Origin of the sequence: Blautia hansenii DSM 20583 (assembly GCF_002222595.2) — a bacterium.
Classification (GTDB): domain Bacteria; phylum Bacillota; class Clostridia; order Lachnospirales; family Lachnospiraceae; genus Blautia; species Blautia hansenii.
This window is the reverse complement of sequence record NZ_CP022413.2, coordinates 1,388,172-1,404,793: the sequence shown is the minus strand read 5'-3', so window position 1 is coordinate 1,404,793 and position 16,622 is coordinate 1,388,172. Positions and strand designations below refer to the sequence as shown.

Here is a 16,622-nt window from a genome sequence, read left to right as displayed (position 1 = left end):
GGATATACAAGAGACATGTTCTTCCGATTATTCATCCAGCATCTCCAAAGACAAATCATTTAACTTACATAACGTATTTACCACGGCAAAGATAATAACTGCCCCTAATTTTGCAGTAGTATTATCCTGATCAAAACGGGGAGAAATCTCACAGATATCAAATCCTCGGATTTTACGTGTGCGTAAAATATGTTTGATAATAGGAAGCACCACCTCCGGATCCAATCCTAAAGCCTGTGTAGCGCTGACTCCCGGCGCAAATGCAGAAGAAAATACGTCTGTGCAAATGGTAATATAGGCAGAATTACACTTATACAAAAAAGTGTCTACCTTTTCCAATACCGTAGAAAAATTAGAATTTTGTATCTCTTTCGCCAAAATATAATTTGCCCCCAACGCTTTGGCATATTTAAACAAACTCACTGTATTGCTGTGTTCCTGAATACCAAGGGGCAAATAGCGGTACTCTGCATTTTCCTTCTTATAAATATCGGCAATCTGACGAAACATAGAACCGGAGGACGGTCCATTATCATAGGGTCTCAAATCAAAATGTGCGTCAAAATTGATAATTCCCATGTCCAATGGATGATTTTCCTTTTTTAAATCTGCCATTTGTCCCTGAAAATGTCCGAAAGTGGTCTCATGACCTCCTCCCAGTACAATAGGAAACATCTTCATTTCCAAAAGCTTTTCCACTGCCAGACCTAAAAGTCTTTGTCCCTCTTCCATAGAAATTTCATCGCAGAGAATGTTTCCTGCATCGTAAAATTTTACCTCCTGCGAAAAAGTACACGGAAGATTTGACATCTGACCTCTGATAAAATCCGGAGCCAAAGCCGTTCCCACACGTCCTTTATTCCGCTTTACCCCCTGCTCACTGCAAAAGCCGATAAAGGCAAAGGCCAGCTTACTTTCCGGCAGCTCTTCCTGTTGATTTAAGTCTAAAGGTTTCACCCATTGATGCCATCGAAAGGCATCATAATCTGTGGTGCTGTCTACACGCCCCTTCCAGTATTCCATGGCACTTACATAGTTCGTCAATAACATCTCTTTCCCCTCTCCTTCCAAATTTTTACTGCAATTCCTTCAACATCTGTGTCACTGTCTTTTTTGAAACAGGATGGCGTAAATTTGGTGCAATTTCACTTAAAGGCTTTAAAACAAAATCACGCAATTCCATTTCAATATGAGGAATAATCAAATCATCTGTTTCCATTACTACATCATCATACAATAAAATATCTAAATCCAGTGTACGTGGTCCCCAACGTACAATCCGCTCTCTATGGGCTTCCTTTTCAATTTCATGAAGCACATCTAAAAGCTCCTCCGGAGAAAGCAGTGTTTTTATCTGAGCACAGGCATTTAAAAAATCATCCTGTTCTACTCCGCCATAAGGCTTTGTCACCAGATATTCGGATACCTTTTCCACCTGACAGCCTTTTATTTTATTTAAAGCTTCAATTGCTCCGTCCAAATATGCTTTTTTATCTCCCATATTAGAGCCCATGCCCAAATATGCTCTGTGCCAAAATCTGCTGATTTTTACAGAGGCATACTTTAACGGCAGACCGATTGGCGCCCACGGCTTCTTTAATTCCAAGGTAACGCCTGCCAGCAACGGATATTCGAATAATAACGCTTCTACCAGATTTTCTGCTGCTGCCTCAATCAATTTATAGGTGTTCTCCTGCATAAATCTTGTAATAAAATGACTGACTGAACCGTAATCAATGGAACATTCCAATTCATCTGTCGTTCCTGCTTTTCTGGTATTGGTGTATAATATTACAGATACAATAAAACGCTGTCCTAATTTTGTTTCTTCCGGAAACACCCCATGTCTGGCATAAATTTCCAAATCTTCTATATGGATTTCATCATATTTCATCATGCTTTACACTCCCTTAAAATTGCCTGCGTCATGCGAATTGCCCGCAAATTTTCCTTCACATCGTGAACACGCACAAAGGCTGCGCCCTTTTCAACCCCCATGACCGTAGTCACAATGGTTCCCTCCACACGCTCATCAGAAGGAAGGTCTAAGGTCAGTCCGATTACGGATTTTCTGGAAGTGGCAAGCAAAACAGGATAGCCGATTTCTTTCAATTTTTCCAGCTGATGAATGGCAATTAAGTTCTGCTCATAAGTTTTGCCAAAGCCTACACCGGGGTCTAAAATAATGTGTTCATCCGGAATATTTGCCGCCTTTGCAATGGCTACGGACTCTCTTAAATCCTCGCACATATCTTCTACAAAGTTGTTATAATCTGTGTTATCCCGATTGTGCATCAAACAACAAGGAACCTGATATTTGGCAATTAACCGAGCAACTTTTTTGTCATATTTTAAACCCCAAATATCATTTACCATATCAGCTCCTGCTTTTAATGCAGCCTCTACGACCTCGCTTTTATAGCTGTCAATGGATACGGGAATATCAAAATTTGCCTTTATCATTTCAATAACAGGAACAACACGATCGATTTCTTCCTGTATAGTAATCTGCACATGTCCTGGACGGGTAGACTCTCCGCCCACATCAATAATACCTGCGCCTTCTTCTATCATATCAGCCACATGCTGTTTTGCTTTTTCCATATTATTCCATCTTCCGCCATCTGAAAAAGAGTCCGGTGTTACATTTAAAATTCCCATAATATTACAGTCATTTTCTACATCAAAAAAGCGATTTCCGATTTTCATCATTTCTTTTACCTCTTTGCTTTTATATTTCTATCTTGTTATTTTTCTTCTCTGCCGACCAGTTACATTCGGAAAAAGCCGGACAAAATTTACACATTCTGGACTGTTTATCCGCCCGATAAATCAGCCCTGCAAGGCTCTTATCCTGTCTCGTTTCCATATTTCTGTGAGCTGTAATTGCCAAAAGAATTTCCTTTTTTTCCTCTTGCTTAAATCCGCAGTCCTTTAATATTTCTTCTGCGAGCTCTGCCCCTGCTTCTTCGTGAGATATTCCCTTGGAATACTGTAAAAATCTTCCGATATCGTGAAGCAATGCTGCGGTATAAATCCATTCCTTAGAGACACCGCAATTCTGCTCCAGATTTTCTATGTATGCAATTCTTGCCACATCCAGCAAATGCTCAATCCCATGTTTGCAGAAAATTCTATCCTTTTCTGCTTCCTTTAGCTGTGCCATGTGCCATTTCCATAAAGGATGGTCCGAAATTTTATCAATACGCTCCATATTATCTTGACTCCAACATTCTGTAAAATTGGTTTTGAAGCTTTTCATCCTCATTAAAAACGCCTCTTGTAACAACTGTCACTGTCTTTGCTCCCGGCTTTTTAATTCCACGCATTGTCATACACATGTGCTCTGCCTCAATTAAAACCATAACACCATAAGGCTTTAATTCTTCCATAAACACATCTGCAATCTGTGCGGTCAGACGTTCCTGAAGCTGAAAACGCTTTGCAAAAACTTCTAATGTTCTGGCAATTTTGCTCAGCCCCACAACTTCTCCGTTGGGAATATAAGCAACCGCTGCTTTCCCATAAAACGGAAGCATATGGTGTTCACAAAAAGAATAAAAAGGAATATCTTTTTCCATTACCATATCATTATTATCTACATGAAATCTCTTTTTTAAATGCTCTGACGCATTATCTGTGTAACCTGCTGCCAGCTCCTCGTACATTCTGGCAATGCGGTCCGGTGTTTCCAAAAGTCCTTCTCGGTTTATGTCTTCTCCGATACCTTCTAAAATTAATCTTACGCCTTCTTCAATTTTTTTCTTATCCATTTTTTCTTCCTCCGCCCTGTAATACCTTGGCTGCTATACCAAGAAAAGATAAAGAACCAAAAACAACCAACACATCCTCGGCTCCCATATAGCTTAAATTTTTCTCGATTGCTGCTTCTATACTCTCACCTGTTTCCACTGAAGCATTTATCTTCTCCACCTGTTTTTTCAACTCCTCTGCCGGAAGGGCACGAGGATTATCCGGTGTCTCCACCGTAATAATATGTTCTGCAAGAGGTGCGGTAAGCTCAATAATTTTCTTATAGTCCTTATCCTGAAAAACCCCAAAAACATAATACAGCTTTTTCCCTTTAAAATATAATTCCAAAGATTTTCTTAAAGCTTCCGCTGCTTGCGGATTGTGCGCTCCGTCTAAAATAACCAGCGGGTTTTGAGACATTACCGTAAATCTTCCGACCCATTTTGCCTCTTTCATACCTGCATATACTGCTTCATTCGGCAAAGAAAGTCCAAGCTTGCGAAGCTGGTTTACGGCTTCCAAAGCCAATGCTCCGTTTTGTATCTGAAATTCTCCGGCCAGAGAAATCTCTACGTTTTTCCAGTTCTTATAGGAAAAGCTCTGTCGAATATACCCGTATTGTATATCGCTGATTTCATCTTTTTCCACTTCACAAAAACGGCTTTCCTTTTCTTTGCAAACCTTTTGAAGCACCTCTTTCGCTTCTTCCTCCTGAACAGCAGTTACCATTGTAGTATGCGGCTTAATAATTCCTGCCTTCTGAGCGGCAATTTCTTTTAATGTTTTTCCCAGCACATCGGTATGATCCATGCTGATTGGCGCAATTACCTCTAGTTGTGTGGTCTGAATAATATTTGTAGCGTCTAAAGCCCCTCCCAGTCCTGTTTCCAGAACTACAATATCACAATTTTTTTCCTTAAAATATAAAAAAGCCAAGGCTGTCTCAATCTCAAAAGCAGTGGGAGTCCCTGCTTTCTTTTCCTTCATATCAGCTACCGCAGCTGCAATAGCTGTTACATGTTGCGCCAAAGCTTCTTTTTCAATTTTTTCTTCATTCACCTGAATTCTCTCTCGATAAGAAAACAGTGTGGGAGATATATATCGCCCTGTCCGATACCCTGCTTTGCGCAAAATCGTGGACAGATATGCCAGCACCGTTCCCTTGCCATTTGTTCCGGAAATGTGAATAAATTTTAAACTTTCCTGGGGATTATCAAGTCTGTCTAACAGTGCTTTCATATTCTCCAAGCCAAGTACACTTCCGTATTTGGAGGTTTCATCCAAATATACTCTTGCTTCTTCGTAATTCATGTCTGCTCCTATCTGAGATATTCTCTTTTTTACGACTCATTATAGACCTCTTTCACAGTAATCTCAACATTTTTTTCAATTTTACAATTATTTTGCCATGAAAACAAATAGACAGTGAGAAAAAACCATGCTACAATAAGAAAAATAAAAATATCAGGTGTGCCCATTTATGGAAGACTGCCAAAAGAGGTTCTGAAAAGGAGCCTGTTTTTGGCAGTCTTTTTTGCACTCTGTAAGGAGGAAACCATGTATTTAATGATTGATAATTACGACTCTTTCGTCTACAATCTGGCATGCTATCTGGAAGAATGTGGAGAAAAGGTTCTTCTGATAAGAAATGATAAAATCACTCTGTCGGAAATAGAAAGGCTGCTAGCTGATGAATATTTAGAAGGACTGATTATATCTCCCGGTCCCAAAAGCCCCAAAGACTGTGGAAATTGTAAAGAAATTCTGGAAAAAACCGCAGGAAAAGTTCCTGTTTTAGGTGTTTGTCTGGGGCATCAGATTATCGGAGAAGTCTTCGGCGCATCCGTGCAGAAAGGTGCAAAACCCATGCACGGGAAAGTTACAGAAATACGCAATAATCAGACAGGACTTTTTGAAGATCTTCCCAAAATTTATTCTGTAACCAGATACCACTCCCTTATTGTTTCCGGATACGATTTTCCGGGTTGCCTGAAAATTGATGCGCTTTCTGAAGACGGCGTAATTATGGCGCTGCATCATAAAACCTTTCCTATCTACGGAGTGCAGTTTCATCCCGAAGCAGTGCTTACCAAATACGGCCATGAGCTGCTGAAAAATTTCACAAAAATATGTAAGAAATGGAGAGAAAATAATGGCTACAAAAGTTAAAAAACTGGATTTTTACAAAAAATCCGAAGACATCTTTGAAAAATATAAAGACGAAAATATGGCAATTTTTTTAGACTCTTCCTTAGAAAATGCCATGGGTCAATACTCTGTTATCGGCCTAAATCCCTATCTTATTTTAAAAGAGTGTGACGGCATTTTCTATGAAAATGATGTTCCTCAAGAGATAACCTTTGAAGAAGGTATGCAGAAATATCTTGAAAAACAAAAAGAAGAAAATCCTACAAGCCTTCCTCTTATTGCGGGTGCGTTGGGGTATTTTTCCTATGATTATGGACGAAAGTTTGAACAGATTTCCAGCCGTCATCCCAAAAAGCTTTCTGTTCCCGATGCCTTATTTGTTTTTTATGACCTTCTGATTATTGATGACAAAATCGAAAAAACTCTCTATATTACTGCACGAGGAAAAACAAAAAATCAAGATGTGGCAATCGCCGATTTGGAACAGGAAATCAAAGAATGTACTTCTTATAAAAGGCCGAAAAAACATTCTGCCCTTGCCCCATTTACACCTAATTTTACAAAAGAAGATTATAAAAAAGCCATTGACAAAATGATTTCTTACATCATAGAAGGCGATATTTATATTGCAAATATGACACAGCAGCTCACCATAGAGAGTCAAAAACCTCCCTATGAAGTATACCGTTATCTACGCACTCATAACCCTTCTCCTTTTGGGGGATTTTTCCAATGCAATACTTTTCAGGTTGTATGTGCTTCACCGGAGCGTTTTTTGAAAGTGAAAGACCGCTGTATTGAAACACGCCCCATCAAAGGCACGAGAAAACGGGGAGAAACTCCTGTGGAAGATAAAATATTGAAGGAGGAACTGAAAAACTCCTCCAAAGACCGCAGTGAGCTTTTAATGATTGTAGATTTGGAAAGAAATGACTTAAACCATGTCTGTGAACCGGGAAGTGTCAAAGTAACCGAGCATTTTGCAGTAGAAACATATTCCACTGTTTTTCATTTGGTTACTACGATTATAGGCAAATTGAAGGAGAAGCTTCCTGCCTCCGATTTAATCAAAGCTGCCTTTCCGGGCGGTTCAATTACCGGAGCGCCGAAGATACGTGCCATGGAAATTATTGATGAGCTGGAGCATGACAGGCGTAACCTGTATACCGGCTCTATGGGATACTTCTCTCTTGATGGGAATTGCGATTTTAATATTATTATCCGCACTGCCGTTCATCAGGATAATCAATATCATCTGGGCGTTGGCGGAGGAATTACCTGTGAGTCTGATTTAGAATTTGAATACGAAGAAACACTGCAAAAAGCAAAAGCTCTTTTAGAAGCTTTATGGGAGGAAAAATAATGTTTATACCGGATGAAGGATATTATTTTGGATTAGGCGCTTTTGAAACCATTGCTGTTGAAAACGGTTTTCCTCAATTTTTACCCCAACACTATAAGAGGCTTCTTTTGGCGCTGAAATTTTTAAATCTGAATATTGATTTTTCTGAAATCGAAGAAAAAGTAAACATGACCCTTGCAGAAAAAGAAATGCAGGAAGGAAGAAAAGTCTTAAAAATTACAGTTTCCGAAGAAAATATTTTCGTAACCACACGGACAAATACTTATCAAAAAGAAGATTATGAAAAAGGCTTTGCCACTGCCATTTCCAATGTAAGAAGAAATGAAACTTCTCCTTTTACTTATCATAAAACTTTAAATTATGGGGATTGTATTATGGAAAAACGCCGTGCAAAAGAAATGGGTATTCAAGAACCTATTTTTCTAAACACAAGAGGAGAAATCGCAGAAGGCGCTACCACCAATGTCTTCTTTGTAAAAGATGAAGAAATTGTAGCGCCTCCCCTGTCTTGTGGGATGCTCCCCGGTATTATAAGAGAATACCTTTATGATGCCTACACCATAAAAGAACAAATCATTCTGCCGGAAGACATCGGAGAGTTTGACGAAATGTTTCTCACAAACTCTCTTCTGGGTATTATGCCTGTTGCCAGACTCGGAATCCACGCATTTTCCGGCATGAACATCGGAAGAAAACTGTTACAGGAATTATCCAATTCCCAGTGCGGCTTTTGCTAAACGATCCACAGCTTCGTTTAGCTCCACTCCGCTGTGACCTTTTACTTTATGAAAAATCACCTGCACATTTTGCAGGGTATCAAAAAAAGCTTTATAACGAATGGTTCCCGGCTTATTCCGTTTCCATTCTCCTGTTGCCCAGGACTCAATTCCCTGATAATCATAATACAGATGCAGTTTGGAAATGTGGTTCTTTTCACAATATTCCATGGCAGCCATTGCGCCCTCCAATTCCCCTGCCACATTTCTCATACTCACATCTTCTGTATTGTAAAAAGCTTTACTAAGCTCTGTTCTCTGTTCCTGATAAAGAAGGATACAGCCATAGGAATATGCCTTTTGTGCTGCATCAAAGCTTCCGTCCACATAAGCAATACAGGCATCTGCATCTGTCTCCGATGGATTGTCTTCTTTAGAAATATTCCCCAAATATGCCTCCGCTTCTGCTTTTGTGGCAAAGCTTTTAAACTGCGCCCCCGAATAACCGTCAACATTTGCCTTACATTCTGCCCAAGTGGCGAAAATTCCTGTTTTCTTTCCTTTTTTTACTGCATATACTTTTTTTGCCATAAATTCTCCAAATCCTTCTAAGGTCTGAAACCTTCAAATATAAAATAATCAAAATATTTTTCTGCCGCTTTTAACTGTTCTTTGCTTTTAATTGTCCACGCATAGACAGGACATCGGAAAAGATTTCTGCATATCCACAGAGAAATCCCTTTTCTTGCTTTCCAGTCATAAGCAATGAAATCCGGTTTTGTCAAAAAATTCAGCAATAGATGCCGCATAATATAATATTGAGGATGATGCCAGCCTTCTTCCTTCTGATAATTCATAGAAAGCTGTCCTCTGCAAATCCAAGGTCTGTTCTTCTTATACCAGAGCAAAACCTGCGGATGAAAGGACTCAATACAGTATTCCCCTTCATAATTCTGCAAAATTTCATCTGCTTTTTCGCAGATTTTACTTCCGTCCTTATATTTTAATTCCACAATCAAAGGCACTTTTCCGTCTACCAGCTTCAGCACATCTGTAAACAGCGGAATTCTCTCCTTTGAGAAAAATACAGGATACTGACAAAGCTCCTCATAAGTACATTCATCCACCTCTTTATCAATCCCACAGTTCCTCCGCAGATGAAAATCATGGGTAACCACAACCTGTCCGTCTTTTGTAAGCTGTACATCCAGCTCAATCCCATATCCTGCTTTTACTGCTCTTTCAAAAGCCGCCATAGTGTTTTCCGGGGCATTTCCTGCATTATAATGCAGGCCTCTGTGCGCGTAATAAATCTTTTTCCCCTGCTTTGGTCTTTGAAACATCCTCGGCATTACAAGTCCTAAATAAGAAACACCGGTAATTGCTGCTGCTGTTTTCATTTTCATACCTTAATCCTCCACATCAAAATGTTCCCATACCTTTTTCTTTGCCTGAGGCTTGCTGTCTCCGTGTTTTACCATGCACATGGTAATCATTGCCAAAATTGTGAAGACACAGGCATACGGGAATAATACACGATAAGAAATATGCTGCATTAAAAATCCGGAAAAAATCGGTGTGAAAATCTGCGCTGCCATAGAAAAGGTATAGTACACTCCCGTGTATTTTCCCACATCTCCCAGAGAACAAATTTCCACTACCATAGGCAGTGAATTGACGCTGATAGACGCCCAGCCAATACCGATTAGGATAAATCCGATGTTAATTGCCGGATGATAAACCGGAAAAAATGCAGCGGACAGATAGCTGATAAGCAAAAGCAAAAGACCGCCCTGTATACATTTCTTTCTTCCGAATTTTTCCGAAATCATTCCAATAGGAATATAACTGAAAATTGCAGCCACCGTAGCGACCATTAAGCAGTCTGCAAATCCGCCGCCTTCCAGTCCCCATACTTTTACCGCATATCTGGAAAAGGCTGTGGTAACTGCATTATAAGCCGCAAACCAAAAGAAAATCGAAAGTAAAATCATATAGAGACTCTTCTTCACCGGTTTCGGCAGTTCTTTTGTATTTTCAGCTATTGCCTCCCCTGCAAGCTCCTCTTCTTGGATTTCCTCTTTTTCAATTTCTGCCGCAATTTTCTTTTCCTTTACTGTAAGCACTAATAAAATTACGGCTGCTGCCATAAGAAATGCCACACCTGTAAAAACGGCTATGTAATCCGGTCTTGCTCCTCCCTTTACCAGAAAACGAATGAGAAGAAGGGTATAAACGCCTCCAATCGCTCCCATCAGATTTATTACGGCATTTGCCTTGCTTCGCAATGGCTTCGGTGTTAAATCCGGCATCAGCGCCACTGCCGGAGAGCGGTAAAATCCCATAGCTACAAGTAAAACCGCCAGACATGCCACGAACATGATAAAATTCTGATTTTTATCTGCAAAAGGCAGCAGCATTAAAAACAAAACCGAAACACAAGTTCCCGTAATAATAAAAGGCGTTCTTTTACCAAGGCGGGTATTTGCCTTATCCGACAAGGTTCCAAAGAATGGAAGCAGAAAAACTGCTAAAATATTGTCTGCTGCCATAACAGCTCCCGTAAAAGTTTCATTTAAATGAAACGTGTTTTGCAAAATTAATGGAATAACATTATCATACATCTGCCAAAATGCACAGATGGACAAAAATGCAAGTCCAATAAAAAAGGTTCTCCTGTAATTCAGTTTTTCCATTCTCTTCCTCCTCAAGTCAGGCTCAGCCTGTTTCTAGAATCATTTTATCACAAACAGAAATAATACTCAAATAAAACAGGAGCCGTTACATGAAACAGCTCACGTTTCATATAATGACTCCTGTCCTGTTTTACTGTGAAATTAAAAATTAAATTCTGGCTACGCCTGTTTTTCTGGCTGCTTCTGCTACTGCTTTTGCTACTGCCGGCGCTACACGTTCATCAAAAGGATTTGGAATGATGTAATCCGGATTTAATTTATCTTCTTCGATTAAGTTTGCAATGGCATAAGCTGCTGCAACCTTCATTTCATCATTGATATCTTTTGCACGAACGTCTAATGCTCCACGGAAAATTCCCGGGAATGCCAAAACGTTGTTAATCTGATTTGGGAAATCGCTTCTTCCTGTACCTACTACGGCTGCTCCTGCATTTTTTGCCAGCTCCGGCATAATTTCAGGAACTGGGTTTGCCATTGGGAAAAGAATTGGTTTTTCAGCCATGTTCTTTACCATTTCTTCTGTAACAGTACCTGGTGCAGATACACCGATAAATACGTCTGCGCCTTTTAATACTTCTTCTAAAGTACCTTTTTCCATGTTCTGGTTACAGATTTCAGCCATTTCCATCTTTTCTGCGTTTAAGTTTTCTCTTCCTTTATAGATAGCGCCCTGACGGTCACACATTACTACATTTTTCAGTCCCAGACTTACTAAAAGTTTAATGATGGCAATACCTGCTGCACCTGCACCGGAAGTAACTACTTTAATATCTTCCAGATTTTTGCCAACTAATTTTAAAGCATTGATTAAAGCTGCTGCTGTTACAACTGCTGTTCCGTGCTGGTCATCATGGAAAATCGGAATATCACAGCATTCTTTTAATTTTCTTTCGATTTCAAAACATCTTGGAGCAGAAATATCTTCTAAGTTTACTCCTCCAAAGCTTCCTGCTAATAAGCTGACTGTTTTTACAATGTCATCTACATCTTTAGAGCGTACACATAACGGAAATGCGTCTACATCTGCGAATGTTTTAAATAATGCACATTTTCCTTCCATTACAGGCATACCTGCTTCCGGTCCGATATCACCAAGACCAAGAACAGCAGTTCCGTCTGTCACTACGGCTACCATGTTGCCACGACGTGTATATTTATAAGACAAATCTACATCTTCTGAAATTTTCAGACATGGTTCAGCAACGCCCGGTGTATAAGCAACTGCCAATTCTTCCGGTGTCTGGATTTTTGCTCTGCTGATAACCTCGATTTTTCCTTTCCAGTCTTCATGCTGTTTTAATGCAAATTCTTTTTTGTCCATTGTCATAATCTCCTTTTTCTACTGTTCTTTTACCTGTGCCCAGAAATCTTTTAAAATTGCTACGGATTTGTTCATAGCTGCCTGTTCTTCCTCATTCATCGGTATTCTCAGACAGGTTTCAATTCCTTCCCATCCGATACGGCATGGTAAAGAAACGGCAACGCCTGCCCATTCACCAAAGCTTTCATCCAGAACACATGCAGCCGGAAGAATTGCACTGTCATCCTTCATAATTGCTTCTACAATGTTGGAAACAGACATGGCAATTCCGTAGAAGGTTGCACCTTTTAATCCGATAACCTCTGCACCGCCATTCTTAGTATGTTCTGCAATTTCCTTTTTGTCAAGTGTCACTCCCACCTGTTTTGCATAATCTTCCAATGGGAAACCGCCTACCATAGCAGAGCTCCATACGGCAACCTGGCTGTCTCCGTGCTCGCCTACTACGTAAGCCTGAATATCTTCTACGTTTACATGAAGCTTTGTACTTATATTATAACGAAATCTTGCTGTGTCTAAGGAAGTACCTGTACCGATTACACGGTTTCCAGGAAGTCCTGAGGTTTCCTGAACGGCTTTTGTAATAATATCCGCCGGATTGGAAACAACCAAAAGAAGTGGATTTTCCGCATATTTCATAATGTTTTCTGTGATACTGCGAACAATGGATACATTGGTCTTTGCAAGCTCCAGACGAGTCTGTCCCGGTTTTCTTGCAATTCCTGCTGTGATGATAATCATCTGTGCATCCTTACATTCTTCATAGCCGCCCTGTCTTACCCATACCTGCTTATGGAAGCTGGTTCCGTGTGCAATATCAATGGCAGCGCCCTTTGCTCTGTCTTCATTTACATCAATTAACACAATATCATTTGCCTGTTTTCTCACCATCAATGTGTAAGCAATGGCTTCTCCTACATTTCCGGCACCAATAACTACAATCTTATCTCTGTGTGTGTTCTTCATTTTACGTATCACTCCTGTTGTTTTTCGTAGTATAGAAATATCACTTTAAATCAGCAAGGAAATTCGTTAAAAATTTCACTTTTCCTCTGAATTTTACCACAATCCTTATTTTCTGTCAACGCTTTTGTATTAGGAAAAAAACAAAAAGAGCAACTGCATGATGCAATCACTCTCTATCTTTGTTCCAAATCTCTTTGCACTCCTTCTAAAAAAGGCACCAGAATATTTCCCGTTTTTCTTAAAAACCACTGTGGCTCCAGCTCTGTGTATTTAAAATGCTTTAAGCCGCCGTTTCTGCCTCGTTCCCAGAATTTTAACACCTGTGCAAAAGGCATATAGTAAATTTCATCCCTGTGGGAAAAATATAAAATCAAAAATGCAATTCCCTGCTGTCTTTCAAAATCCCTCATAAATTCCACCTGATGTGCGTGGATATTTTGCAGAGGAAAATTATCGGTGCTGCACTCTTTTGCATCAAAGCATACCGGTATTCCCTGCACAGCACCAATATAGTCCACGGTACTTTTCTGGTCGAAATATGCCAGAGTAATATGCCGGCTTTGCTGGTCAATACGCACCGGCGTAATGGGAGTGGGCACTTTCTGAATAAGCGCCAGTCCCTTTTCCCGATATTGCTCGCAGGTTCTGTTAATAAATTCCTCTAAGGTAGAGCCTCGAAGCCCTCTGGAATTCCAAGTTGCCATATCCTTTCTCCTATTTCAGTATCTTAACACCTGGAAAATACCGAAAAATGGCTTTTCCTACGATTTTCTCTTTTTCTACATAAGGCTGTTTCCAGAAACGGGAGTCTCCGGAATGATTACGGTTATCTCCCAACATAAAATAGCTGCCCTCCGGCACAACATAAGGGCCATAATCTCCCGTAGGTGTCTCCGGTGTAAAGCTGTCGTCCAAAGATGTCTCGGAGCCGTTGATATAGACCTTTCCGTCTTTAATCTCTACTGTTTCCCCCGGCAGTCCGATTACTCTTTTCACAAACAGCTGGCTCTCATCATCCGGATATTTAAAAACCACAATATCAAAGCGCTCCGGGTCATCAAATAAATATGCCAGACGATTTCCAAAGAAACGGTCGCCTGTCATAATGGTTTTTTCCATGGACTCCGATGGCACTCTGGCATTAATCAGCAAAAAATTATTCACAATCAATACCACAACTACCACAAAAATAATCATCTTGATATATTCCCACAGCTCTTTCCATATTGAATTTTTTACATCTGGTTTACTCATGTTTTTTAACATCTCCCTTATTTTTCTCTGATGTAAATTCCAAAAGCCCCTCCCCTTTTAAAGCTTTTTGAAACTTTTCAGGTACATCAGCCGTAATTGTTTTTAATGACAGTTCTTTCAAAATCCCTTCTGTTTTGGGAAAGCTCAATTTCCACGCATGAAGCAACTGAAATTCAATTCCGTATTTTTTCCGAAAGTTTTCATTCTTCTCCTTGCTTCCGTATTTCCAATCTCCGATAACCGGATGTCCCAATCCTGCCAGATGGCTTCTTATCTGGTGAGAACGCCCTGTTAAAAGCTCTACTTTTAAAAGTGTATCTCCGTTTTTGGAAATACCCAAGGGCTCATATTTCGTTTCGATGGGAAGGCTCCCCTCCCTCTTTTCCTGAAATACAGCTACCTTATTTTTCTTTTCGTCTTTCCAGAGATATCCCTTTACATGGGCAGGTCGCTCTACCTTTCCTTTTACCAGTGTCAGGTAATATTTATGGAGATTTCTTTCCTTAAACCACTGAGACATCTCCTGCAAGCCCTGAACCGTTTTTCCTGCTGCCACAATACCGCTGGTATTTCTGTCTAAACGGTTGCATACTCCCGGTCGAAAGGTTCTTAAATCTTCCTTTGTCAAAAATTTTTCTTCTAATAAATAGCCTGTGATGTATTCCACCAAAGATACATCCTCTTTTTCCGCCTTCTGGGACAACATTCCTACCGGCTTATTCACAAACAGCACATGATTGTTCTCGTATACAATGTCCAACTCTGTCCGACTGCTGCTCTTTTCTTCCCCGCAGAATTTTTCCAATGTGTCATCGGATAAAAACAGCTTGATTTCATCATTGGGCTGCAACTTTTCATTTCCTGTGGCTTTTTTTCCATTTAACGTAATATTTTTCTTTCGAAGCATTTTGTAAAGAAAGCTTTTCGGCGCTTCTTTTAAATATTTCCCCAGAAATTTGTCAAGTCTTTGACCGCTTTCTATTTCTTTGACTACTAATTGTTTCATGGCTTCTCCTAAAGGGAAATTGCACCAATTACCCTTTTTATTTTTTCATTTCTTGTAAGCTCCGGTTCGTCCGGATCCGGCTTGAATTTAATATCCTTTTCCAACGCTTCCCGATGCTCCCACATAGTTTCCAGTCGTTTGGTATAATCTCCCAGCTTTCTGAAGATTTTCACACTGACATAAAATCCATTCTGCCTTAAAATATCCTGTATGTGTTTTTCTACAAAAGCTGTATCTGTTTTTTCTCTGCTGGTATAGCCTACCACAGTATTTCCGCAGATTGCAACGGAGTCTAAAAAAGACTGTTTTTCATAAGCGGAAACTACAAATTCATATCCACATACCAATCCGTGTCTGTGCTTTTCAATTTCCTGATAATCTTCTTCTTTCATGGGCTTTTGCATAAACATCATAATCATGCCAACAGCAAACTTACAGGCAGGCAGACATGCCACTGCCGCAAACGCAGTAAATACATTTTCTCTTTTTCCATATATGGCAAGTCCTGCCAGAAAAATCAGTAAAGGCGGTATAAAGGCAAGCACTGTATAAATCACACGCCTTTTTTGCTGATTTTTAATATAACCAAATTCGCCTTTTTCTATTTTTTTCTTTGTATTTTTCATTTTTATCGCTCCTTAGGGATTTCTTTTTACATAAAACGCATCAGAAGCCTTATGGGTACTATTTTACAGACTGCCCGCAAGGCTTTCATTGCAAAACCATACACGGAAATCTCCCGTCCTCTTTCGCTGTCTTTTAACGCCTTTTTCACCACTGCTTCTGCATCGGCTATAAAAGGCTTCTTATAAAAAGGCATATTTTCTTTTCCGCCCATTTTCTCTAAAAATGGGGTATCTACCGGTCCCGGACATACGGCTGTAACCACAATTCTGCCCTTTTGCTCTGCTCCCAGAGCCCTTGCAAAAGAAAGCACATAAGACTTTGAAGCAGCATACACCGCAAAACTCGGCTGTGGCACAAAAGCAGCACCACTTGCAAGACATAAAATACGGCTGCCCTTTTCGCAATAAGGAAGACACATAGCCACAAATGCTGTCAGCGCCGTACAATTTAATTCTGTCATCCTACGCAGGTCATCCACAGCAGTATCTTCTATTTTTTTCTGAATTCCCATTCCCGCACTTTCCACCAAAATTTGAATACACGGCTTTTCTCTTTTTAAAAGTGTGGAAAATTCCTCCAAAGCCTGTCTGTCTGTTAAATCCATAGGCAAAATACGCAATTTGGAAATTTCCTTTTTTAATCCTTCTAAGCCTTCTTTTTTTCTGGCAATTACCCAGATTTCATCCAGCTCTTGATATTTTTCGTCAATCTGCTTTGTAAAAGCCTTTCCCATGCCGGAGGAAGCCCCTGTAATCACTGCGATTTTCATAAG

The 16,622-nt window shown here is 40.0% G+C and carries 19 protein-coding genes; 3 read left to right on the top strand and 16 right to left on the bottom strand.

The window, feature by feature from the left end; all coding sequences use genetic code 11:
* Window positions 1–27: 27 nt before the first annotated feature.
* The 6 genes from hutG to CGC63_RS06865 are packed head-to-tail and all read right to left on the bottom strand — an operon-like array spanning window position 28 to window position 5,064.
* Complete coding sequence (gene hutG / locus CGC63_RS06890; protein WP_009247213.1) at window positions 28–1,050, bottom strand: formimidoylglutamase; 1,023 nt, start codon at window positions 1,048–1,050, stop codon at window positions 28–30.
* Window positions 1,051–1,075: 25 nt separating this feature from the next.
* On the bottom strand, window positions 1,076–1,897 hold the full coding sequence (gene folK, locus CGC63_RS06885; protein ID WP_004222039.1) for a 2-amino-4-hydroxy-6-hydroxymethyldihydropteridine diphosphokinase: 822 nt from the start codon (window positions 1,895–1,897) through the stop codon (window positions 1,076–1,078).
* Window positions 1,894–2,709, bottom strand: coding sequence for a dihydropteroate synthase (gene folP, locus CGC63_RS06880; RefSeq protein WP_172620987.1), 816 nt, complete (start codon window positions 2,707–2,709; stop codon window positions 1,894–1,896). The genes folK and folP overlap by 4 nt, the downstream gene beginning before the upstream one ends.
* A gap of 22 nt (window positions 2,710–2,731) precedes the next feature.
* Window positions 2,732–3,214, bottom strand: coding sequence for an HD domain-containing protein (locus CGC63_RS06875; RefSeq protein WP_004222050.1), 483 nt, complete (start codon window positions 3,212–3,214; stop codon window positions 2,732–2,734).
* 1 nt (window position 3,215) lies between these two features.
* Window positions 3,216–3,773, bottom strand: coding sequence for a GTP cyclohydrolase I FolE (gene folE / locus CGC63_RS06870; RefSeq protein ID WP_004222052.1), 558 nt, complete (start codon window positions 3,771–3,773; stop codon window positions 3,216–3,218).
* Window positions 3,766–5,064 (bottom strand): bifunctional folylpolyglutamate synthase/dihydrofolate synthase, encoded by a 1,299-nt coding sequence (locus CGC63_RS06865; protein WP_004222054.1) that lies wholly within the window; start codon window positions 5,062–5,064, stop codon window positions 3,766–3,768. Before CGC63_RS06865 ends, folE begins: the two co-directional genes overlap by 8 nt.
* A gap of 246 nt (window positions 5,065–5,310) precedes the next feature.
* Between CGC63_RS06865 and CGC63_RS06860 the strand changes: the two genes are divergently transcribed.
* From CGC63_RS06860 to CGC63_RS06850, 3 genes are read left to right on the top strand one after another with little or no spacing between them, the layout of a single operon-like run.
* Window positions 5,311–5,922 (top strand): anthranilate synthase component II, encoded by a 612-nt coding sequence (locus tag CGC63_RS06860; RefSeq protein ID WP_022239757.1) that lies wholly within the window; start codon window positions 5,311–5,313, stop codon window positions 5,920–5,922.
* Complete coding sequence (gene pabB, locus CGC63_RS06855; protein WP_004222060.1) at window positions 5,906–7,264, top strand: aminodeoxychorismate synthase component I; 1,359 nt, start codon at window positions 5,906–5,908, stop codon at window positions 7,262–7,264. The genes CGC63_RS06860 and pabB overlap by 17 nt, the downstream gene beginning before the upstream one ends.
* Window positions 7,264–8,001 (top strand): aminotransferase class IV, encoded by a 738-nt coding sequence (locus CGC63_RS06850; protein ID WP_040351043.1) that lies wholly within the window; start codon window positions 7,264–7,266, stop codon window positions 7,999–8,001. Before pabB ends, CGC63_RS06850 begins: the two co-directional genes overlap by 1 nt.
* Here CGC63_RS06850 and CGC63_RS06845 read toward each other — a convergent pair.
* The 10 genes from CGC63_RS06845 to CGC63_RS06800 all read right to left on the bottom strand — a co-directional run bounded on the left by CGC63_RS06845 (window position 7,972) and on the right by CGC63_RS06800 (window position 16,619).
* Window positions 7,972–8,571 (bottom strand): ribonuclease H1 domain-containing protein, encoded by a 600-nt coding sequence (locus CGC63_RS06845; RefSeq protein ID WP_004222065.1) that lies wholly within the window; start codon window positions 8,569–8,571, stop codon window positions 7,972–7,974. The genes CGC63_RS06850 and CGC63_RS06845 overlap by 30 nt on opposite strands.
* A 17-nt stretch (window positions 8,572–8,588) precedes the next feature.
* Complete coding sequence (locus CGC63_RS06840; protein ID WP_004222068.1) at window positions 8,589–9,386, bottom strand: glycerophosphodiester phosphodiesterase; 798 nt, start codon at window positions 9,384–9,386, stop codon at window positions 8,589–8,591.
* A 3-nt stretch (window positions 9,387–9,389) separates the two neighbouring features.
* Complete coding sequence (locus tag CGC63_RS06835) at window positions 9,390–10,676, bottom strand: MFS transporter (protein ID WP_004222070.1); 1,287 nt, start codon at window positions 10,674–10,676, stop codon at window positions 9,390–9,392.
* A gap of 148 nt (window positions 10,677–10,824) precedes the next feature.
* On the bottom strand, window positions 10,825–11,997 hold the full coding sequence (locus CGC63_RS06830) for an NAD(P)-dependent malic enzyme (RefSeq protein WP_009247216.1): 1,173 nt from the start codon (window positions 11,995–11,997) through the stop codon (window positions 10,825–10,827).
* 18 nt (window positions 11,998–12,015) lie between these two features.
* A complete protein-coding gene (locus CGC63_RS06825) occupies window positions 12,016–12,963 on the bottom strand; it encodes an L-lactate dehydrogenase (RefSeq protein ID WP_004222075.1) in 948 nt (315 codons plus the stop codon).
* 173 nt (window positions 12,964–13,136) lie between these two features.
* On the bottom strand, window positions 13,137–13,667 hold the full coding sequence (locus CGC63_RS06820) for a Holliday junction resolvase RecU (protein WP_004222079.1): 531 nt from the start codon (window positions 13,665–13,667) through the stop codon (window positions 13,137–13,139).
* Between the two features lie 10 nt (window positions 13,668–13,677).
* Window positions 13,678–14,217, bottom strand: coding sequence for a signal peptidase I (gene lepB, locus CGC63_RS06815; RefSeq protein ID WP_040351044.1), 540 nt, complete (start codon window positions 14,215–14,217; stop codon window positions 13,678–13,680).
* Entirely contained in the window at window positions 14,210–15,223 is a 1,014-nt protein-coding gene (locus tag CGC63_RS06810; protein WP_004222083.1) for an RluA family pseudouridine synthase, read from the bottom strand. The genes lepB and CGC63_RS06810 overlap by 8 nt, the downstream gene beginning before the upstream one ends.
* Window positions 15,224–15,231: 8 nt before the next feature.
* Window positions 15,232–15,849 carry a hypothetical protein gene (locus CGC63_RS06805; protein WP_004222086.1) on the bottom strand — a complete coding sequence of 206 codons (618 nt, stop codon included), beginning with the start codon at window positions 15,847–15,849 and terminating at the stop codon, window positions 15,232–15,234.
* Window positions 15,850–15,875: 26 nt separating this feature from the next.
* Window positions 15,876–16,619 carry an SDR family NAD(P)-dependent oxidoreductase gene (locus CGC63_RS06800; RefSeq protein ID WP_004222088.1) on the bottom strand — a complete coding sequence of 248 codons (744 nt, stop codon included), beginning with the start codon at window positions 16,617–16,619 and terminating at the stop codon, window positions 15,876–15,878.
* Between the last annotated feature and the right edge of the window lie 3 nt (window positions 16,620–16,622).

What these genes read in the sequence shown, in the direction of transcription:
- lepB (WP_040351044.1), bottom strand. Translation starts at nt 14,217, where the DNA reads ATGAGTAAACCAGATGTAAAAAATTCAATATGGAAAGAGCTGTGGGAA.
- CGC63_RS06810 (WP_004222083.1), bottom strand. Translation starts at nt 15,223, where the DNA reads ATGAAACAATTAGTAGTCAAAGAAATAGAAAGCGGTCAAAGACTTGAC.
- CGC63_RS06845 (WP_004222065.1), bottom strand. Translation starts at nt 8,571, where the DNA reads ATGGCAAAAAAAGTATATGCAGTAAAAAAAGGAAAGAAAACAGGAATT.
- hutG (WP_009247213.1), bottom strand. Translation starts at nt 1,050, where the DNA reads ATGTTATTGACGAACTATGTAAGTGCCATGGAATACTGGAAGGGGCGT.
- CGC63_RS06850 (WP_040351043.1), top strand. Translation starts at nt 7,264, where the DNA reads ATGTTTATACCGGATGAAGGATATTATTTTGGATTAGGCGCTTTTGAA.
- CGC63_RS06805 (WP_004222086.1), bottom strand. Translation starts at nt 15,849, where the DNA reads ATGAAAAATACAAAGAAAAAAATAGAAAAAGGCGAATTTGGTTATATT.
- folE (WP_004222052.1), bottom strand. Translation starts at nt 3,773, where the DNA reads ATGGATAAGAAAAAAATTGAAGAAGGCGTAAGATTAATTTTAGAAGGT.
- CGC63_RS06820 (WP_004222079.1), bottom strand. Translation starts at nt 13,667, where the DNA reads ATGGCAACTTGGAATTCCAGAGGGCTTCGAGGCTCTACCTTAGAGGAA.
- CGC63_RS06875 (WP_004222050.1), bottom strand. Translation starts at nt 3,214, where the DNA reads ATGGAGCGTATTGATAAAATTTCGGACCATCCTTTATGGAAATGGCAC.
- folK (WP_004222039.1), bottom strand. Translation starts at nt 1,897, where the DNA reads ATGATGAAATATGATGAAATCCATATAGAAGATTTGGAAATTTATGCC.
- CGC63_RS06830 (WP_009247216.1), bottom strand. Translation starts at nt 11,997, where the DNA reads ATGGACAAAAAAGAATTTGCATTAAAACAGCATGAAGACTGGAAAGGA.
- folP (WP_172620987.1), bottom strand. Translation starts at nt 2,709, where the DNA reads ATGAAAATCGGAAATCGCTTTTTTGATGTAGAAAATGACTGTAATATT.
- CGC63_RS06860 (WP_022239757.1), top strand. Translation starts at nt 5,311, where the DNA reads ATGTATTTAATGATTGATAATTACGACTCTTTCGTCTACAATCTGGCA.
- CGC63_RS06835 (WP_004222070.1), bottom strand. Translation starts at nt 10,676, where the DNA reads ATGGAAAAACTGAATTACAGGAGAACCTTTTTTATTGGACTTGCATTT.
- CGC63_RS06825 (WP_004222075.1), bottom strand. Translation starts at nt 12,963, where the DNA reads ATGAAGAACACACACAGAGATAAGATTGTAGTTATTGGTGCCGGAAAT.
- pabB (WP_004222060.1), top strand. Translation starts at nt 5,906, where the DNA reads ATGGCTACAAAAGTTAAAAAACTGGATTTTTACAAAAAATCCGAAGAC.
- CGC63_RS06865 (WP_004222054.1), bottom strand. Translation starts at nt 5,064, where the DNA reads ATGAATTACGAAGAAGCAAGAGTATATTTGGATGAAACCTCCAAATAC.
- CGC63_RS06800 (WP_004222088.1), bottom strand. Translation starts at nt 16,619, where the DNA reads ATGAAAATCGCAGTGATTACAGGGGCTTCCTCCGGCATGGGAAAGGCT.
- CGC63_RS06840 (WP_004222068.1), bottom strand. Translation starts at nt 9,386, where the DNA reads ATGAAAATGAAAACAGCAGCAGCAATTACCGGTGTTTCTTATTTAGGA.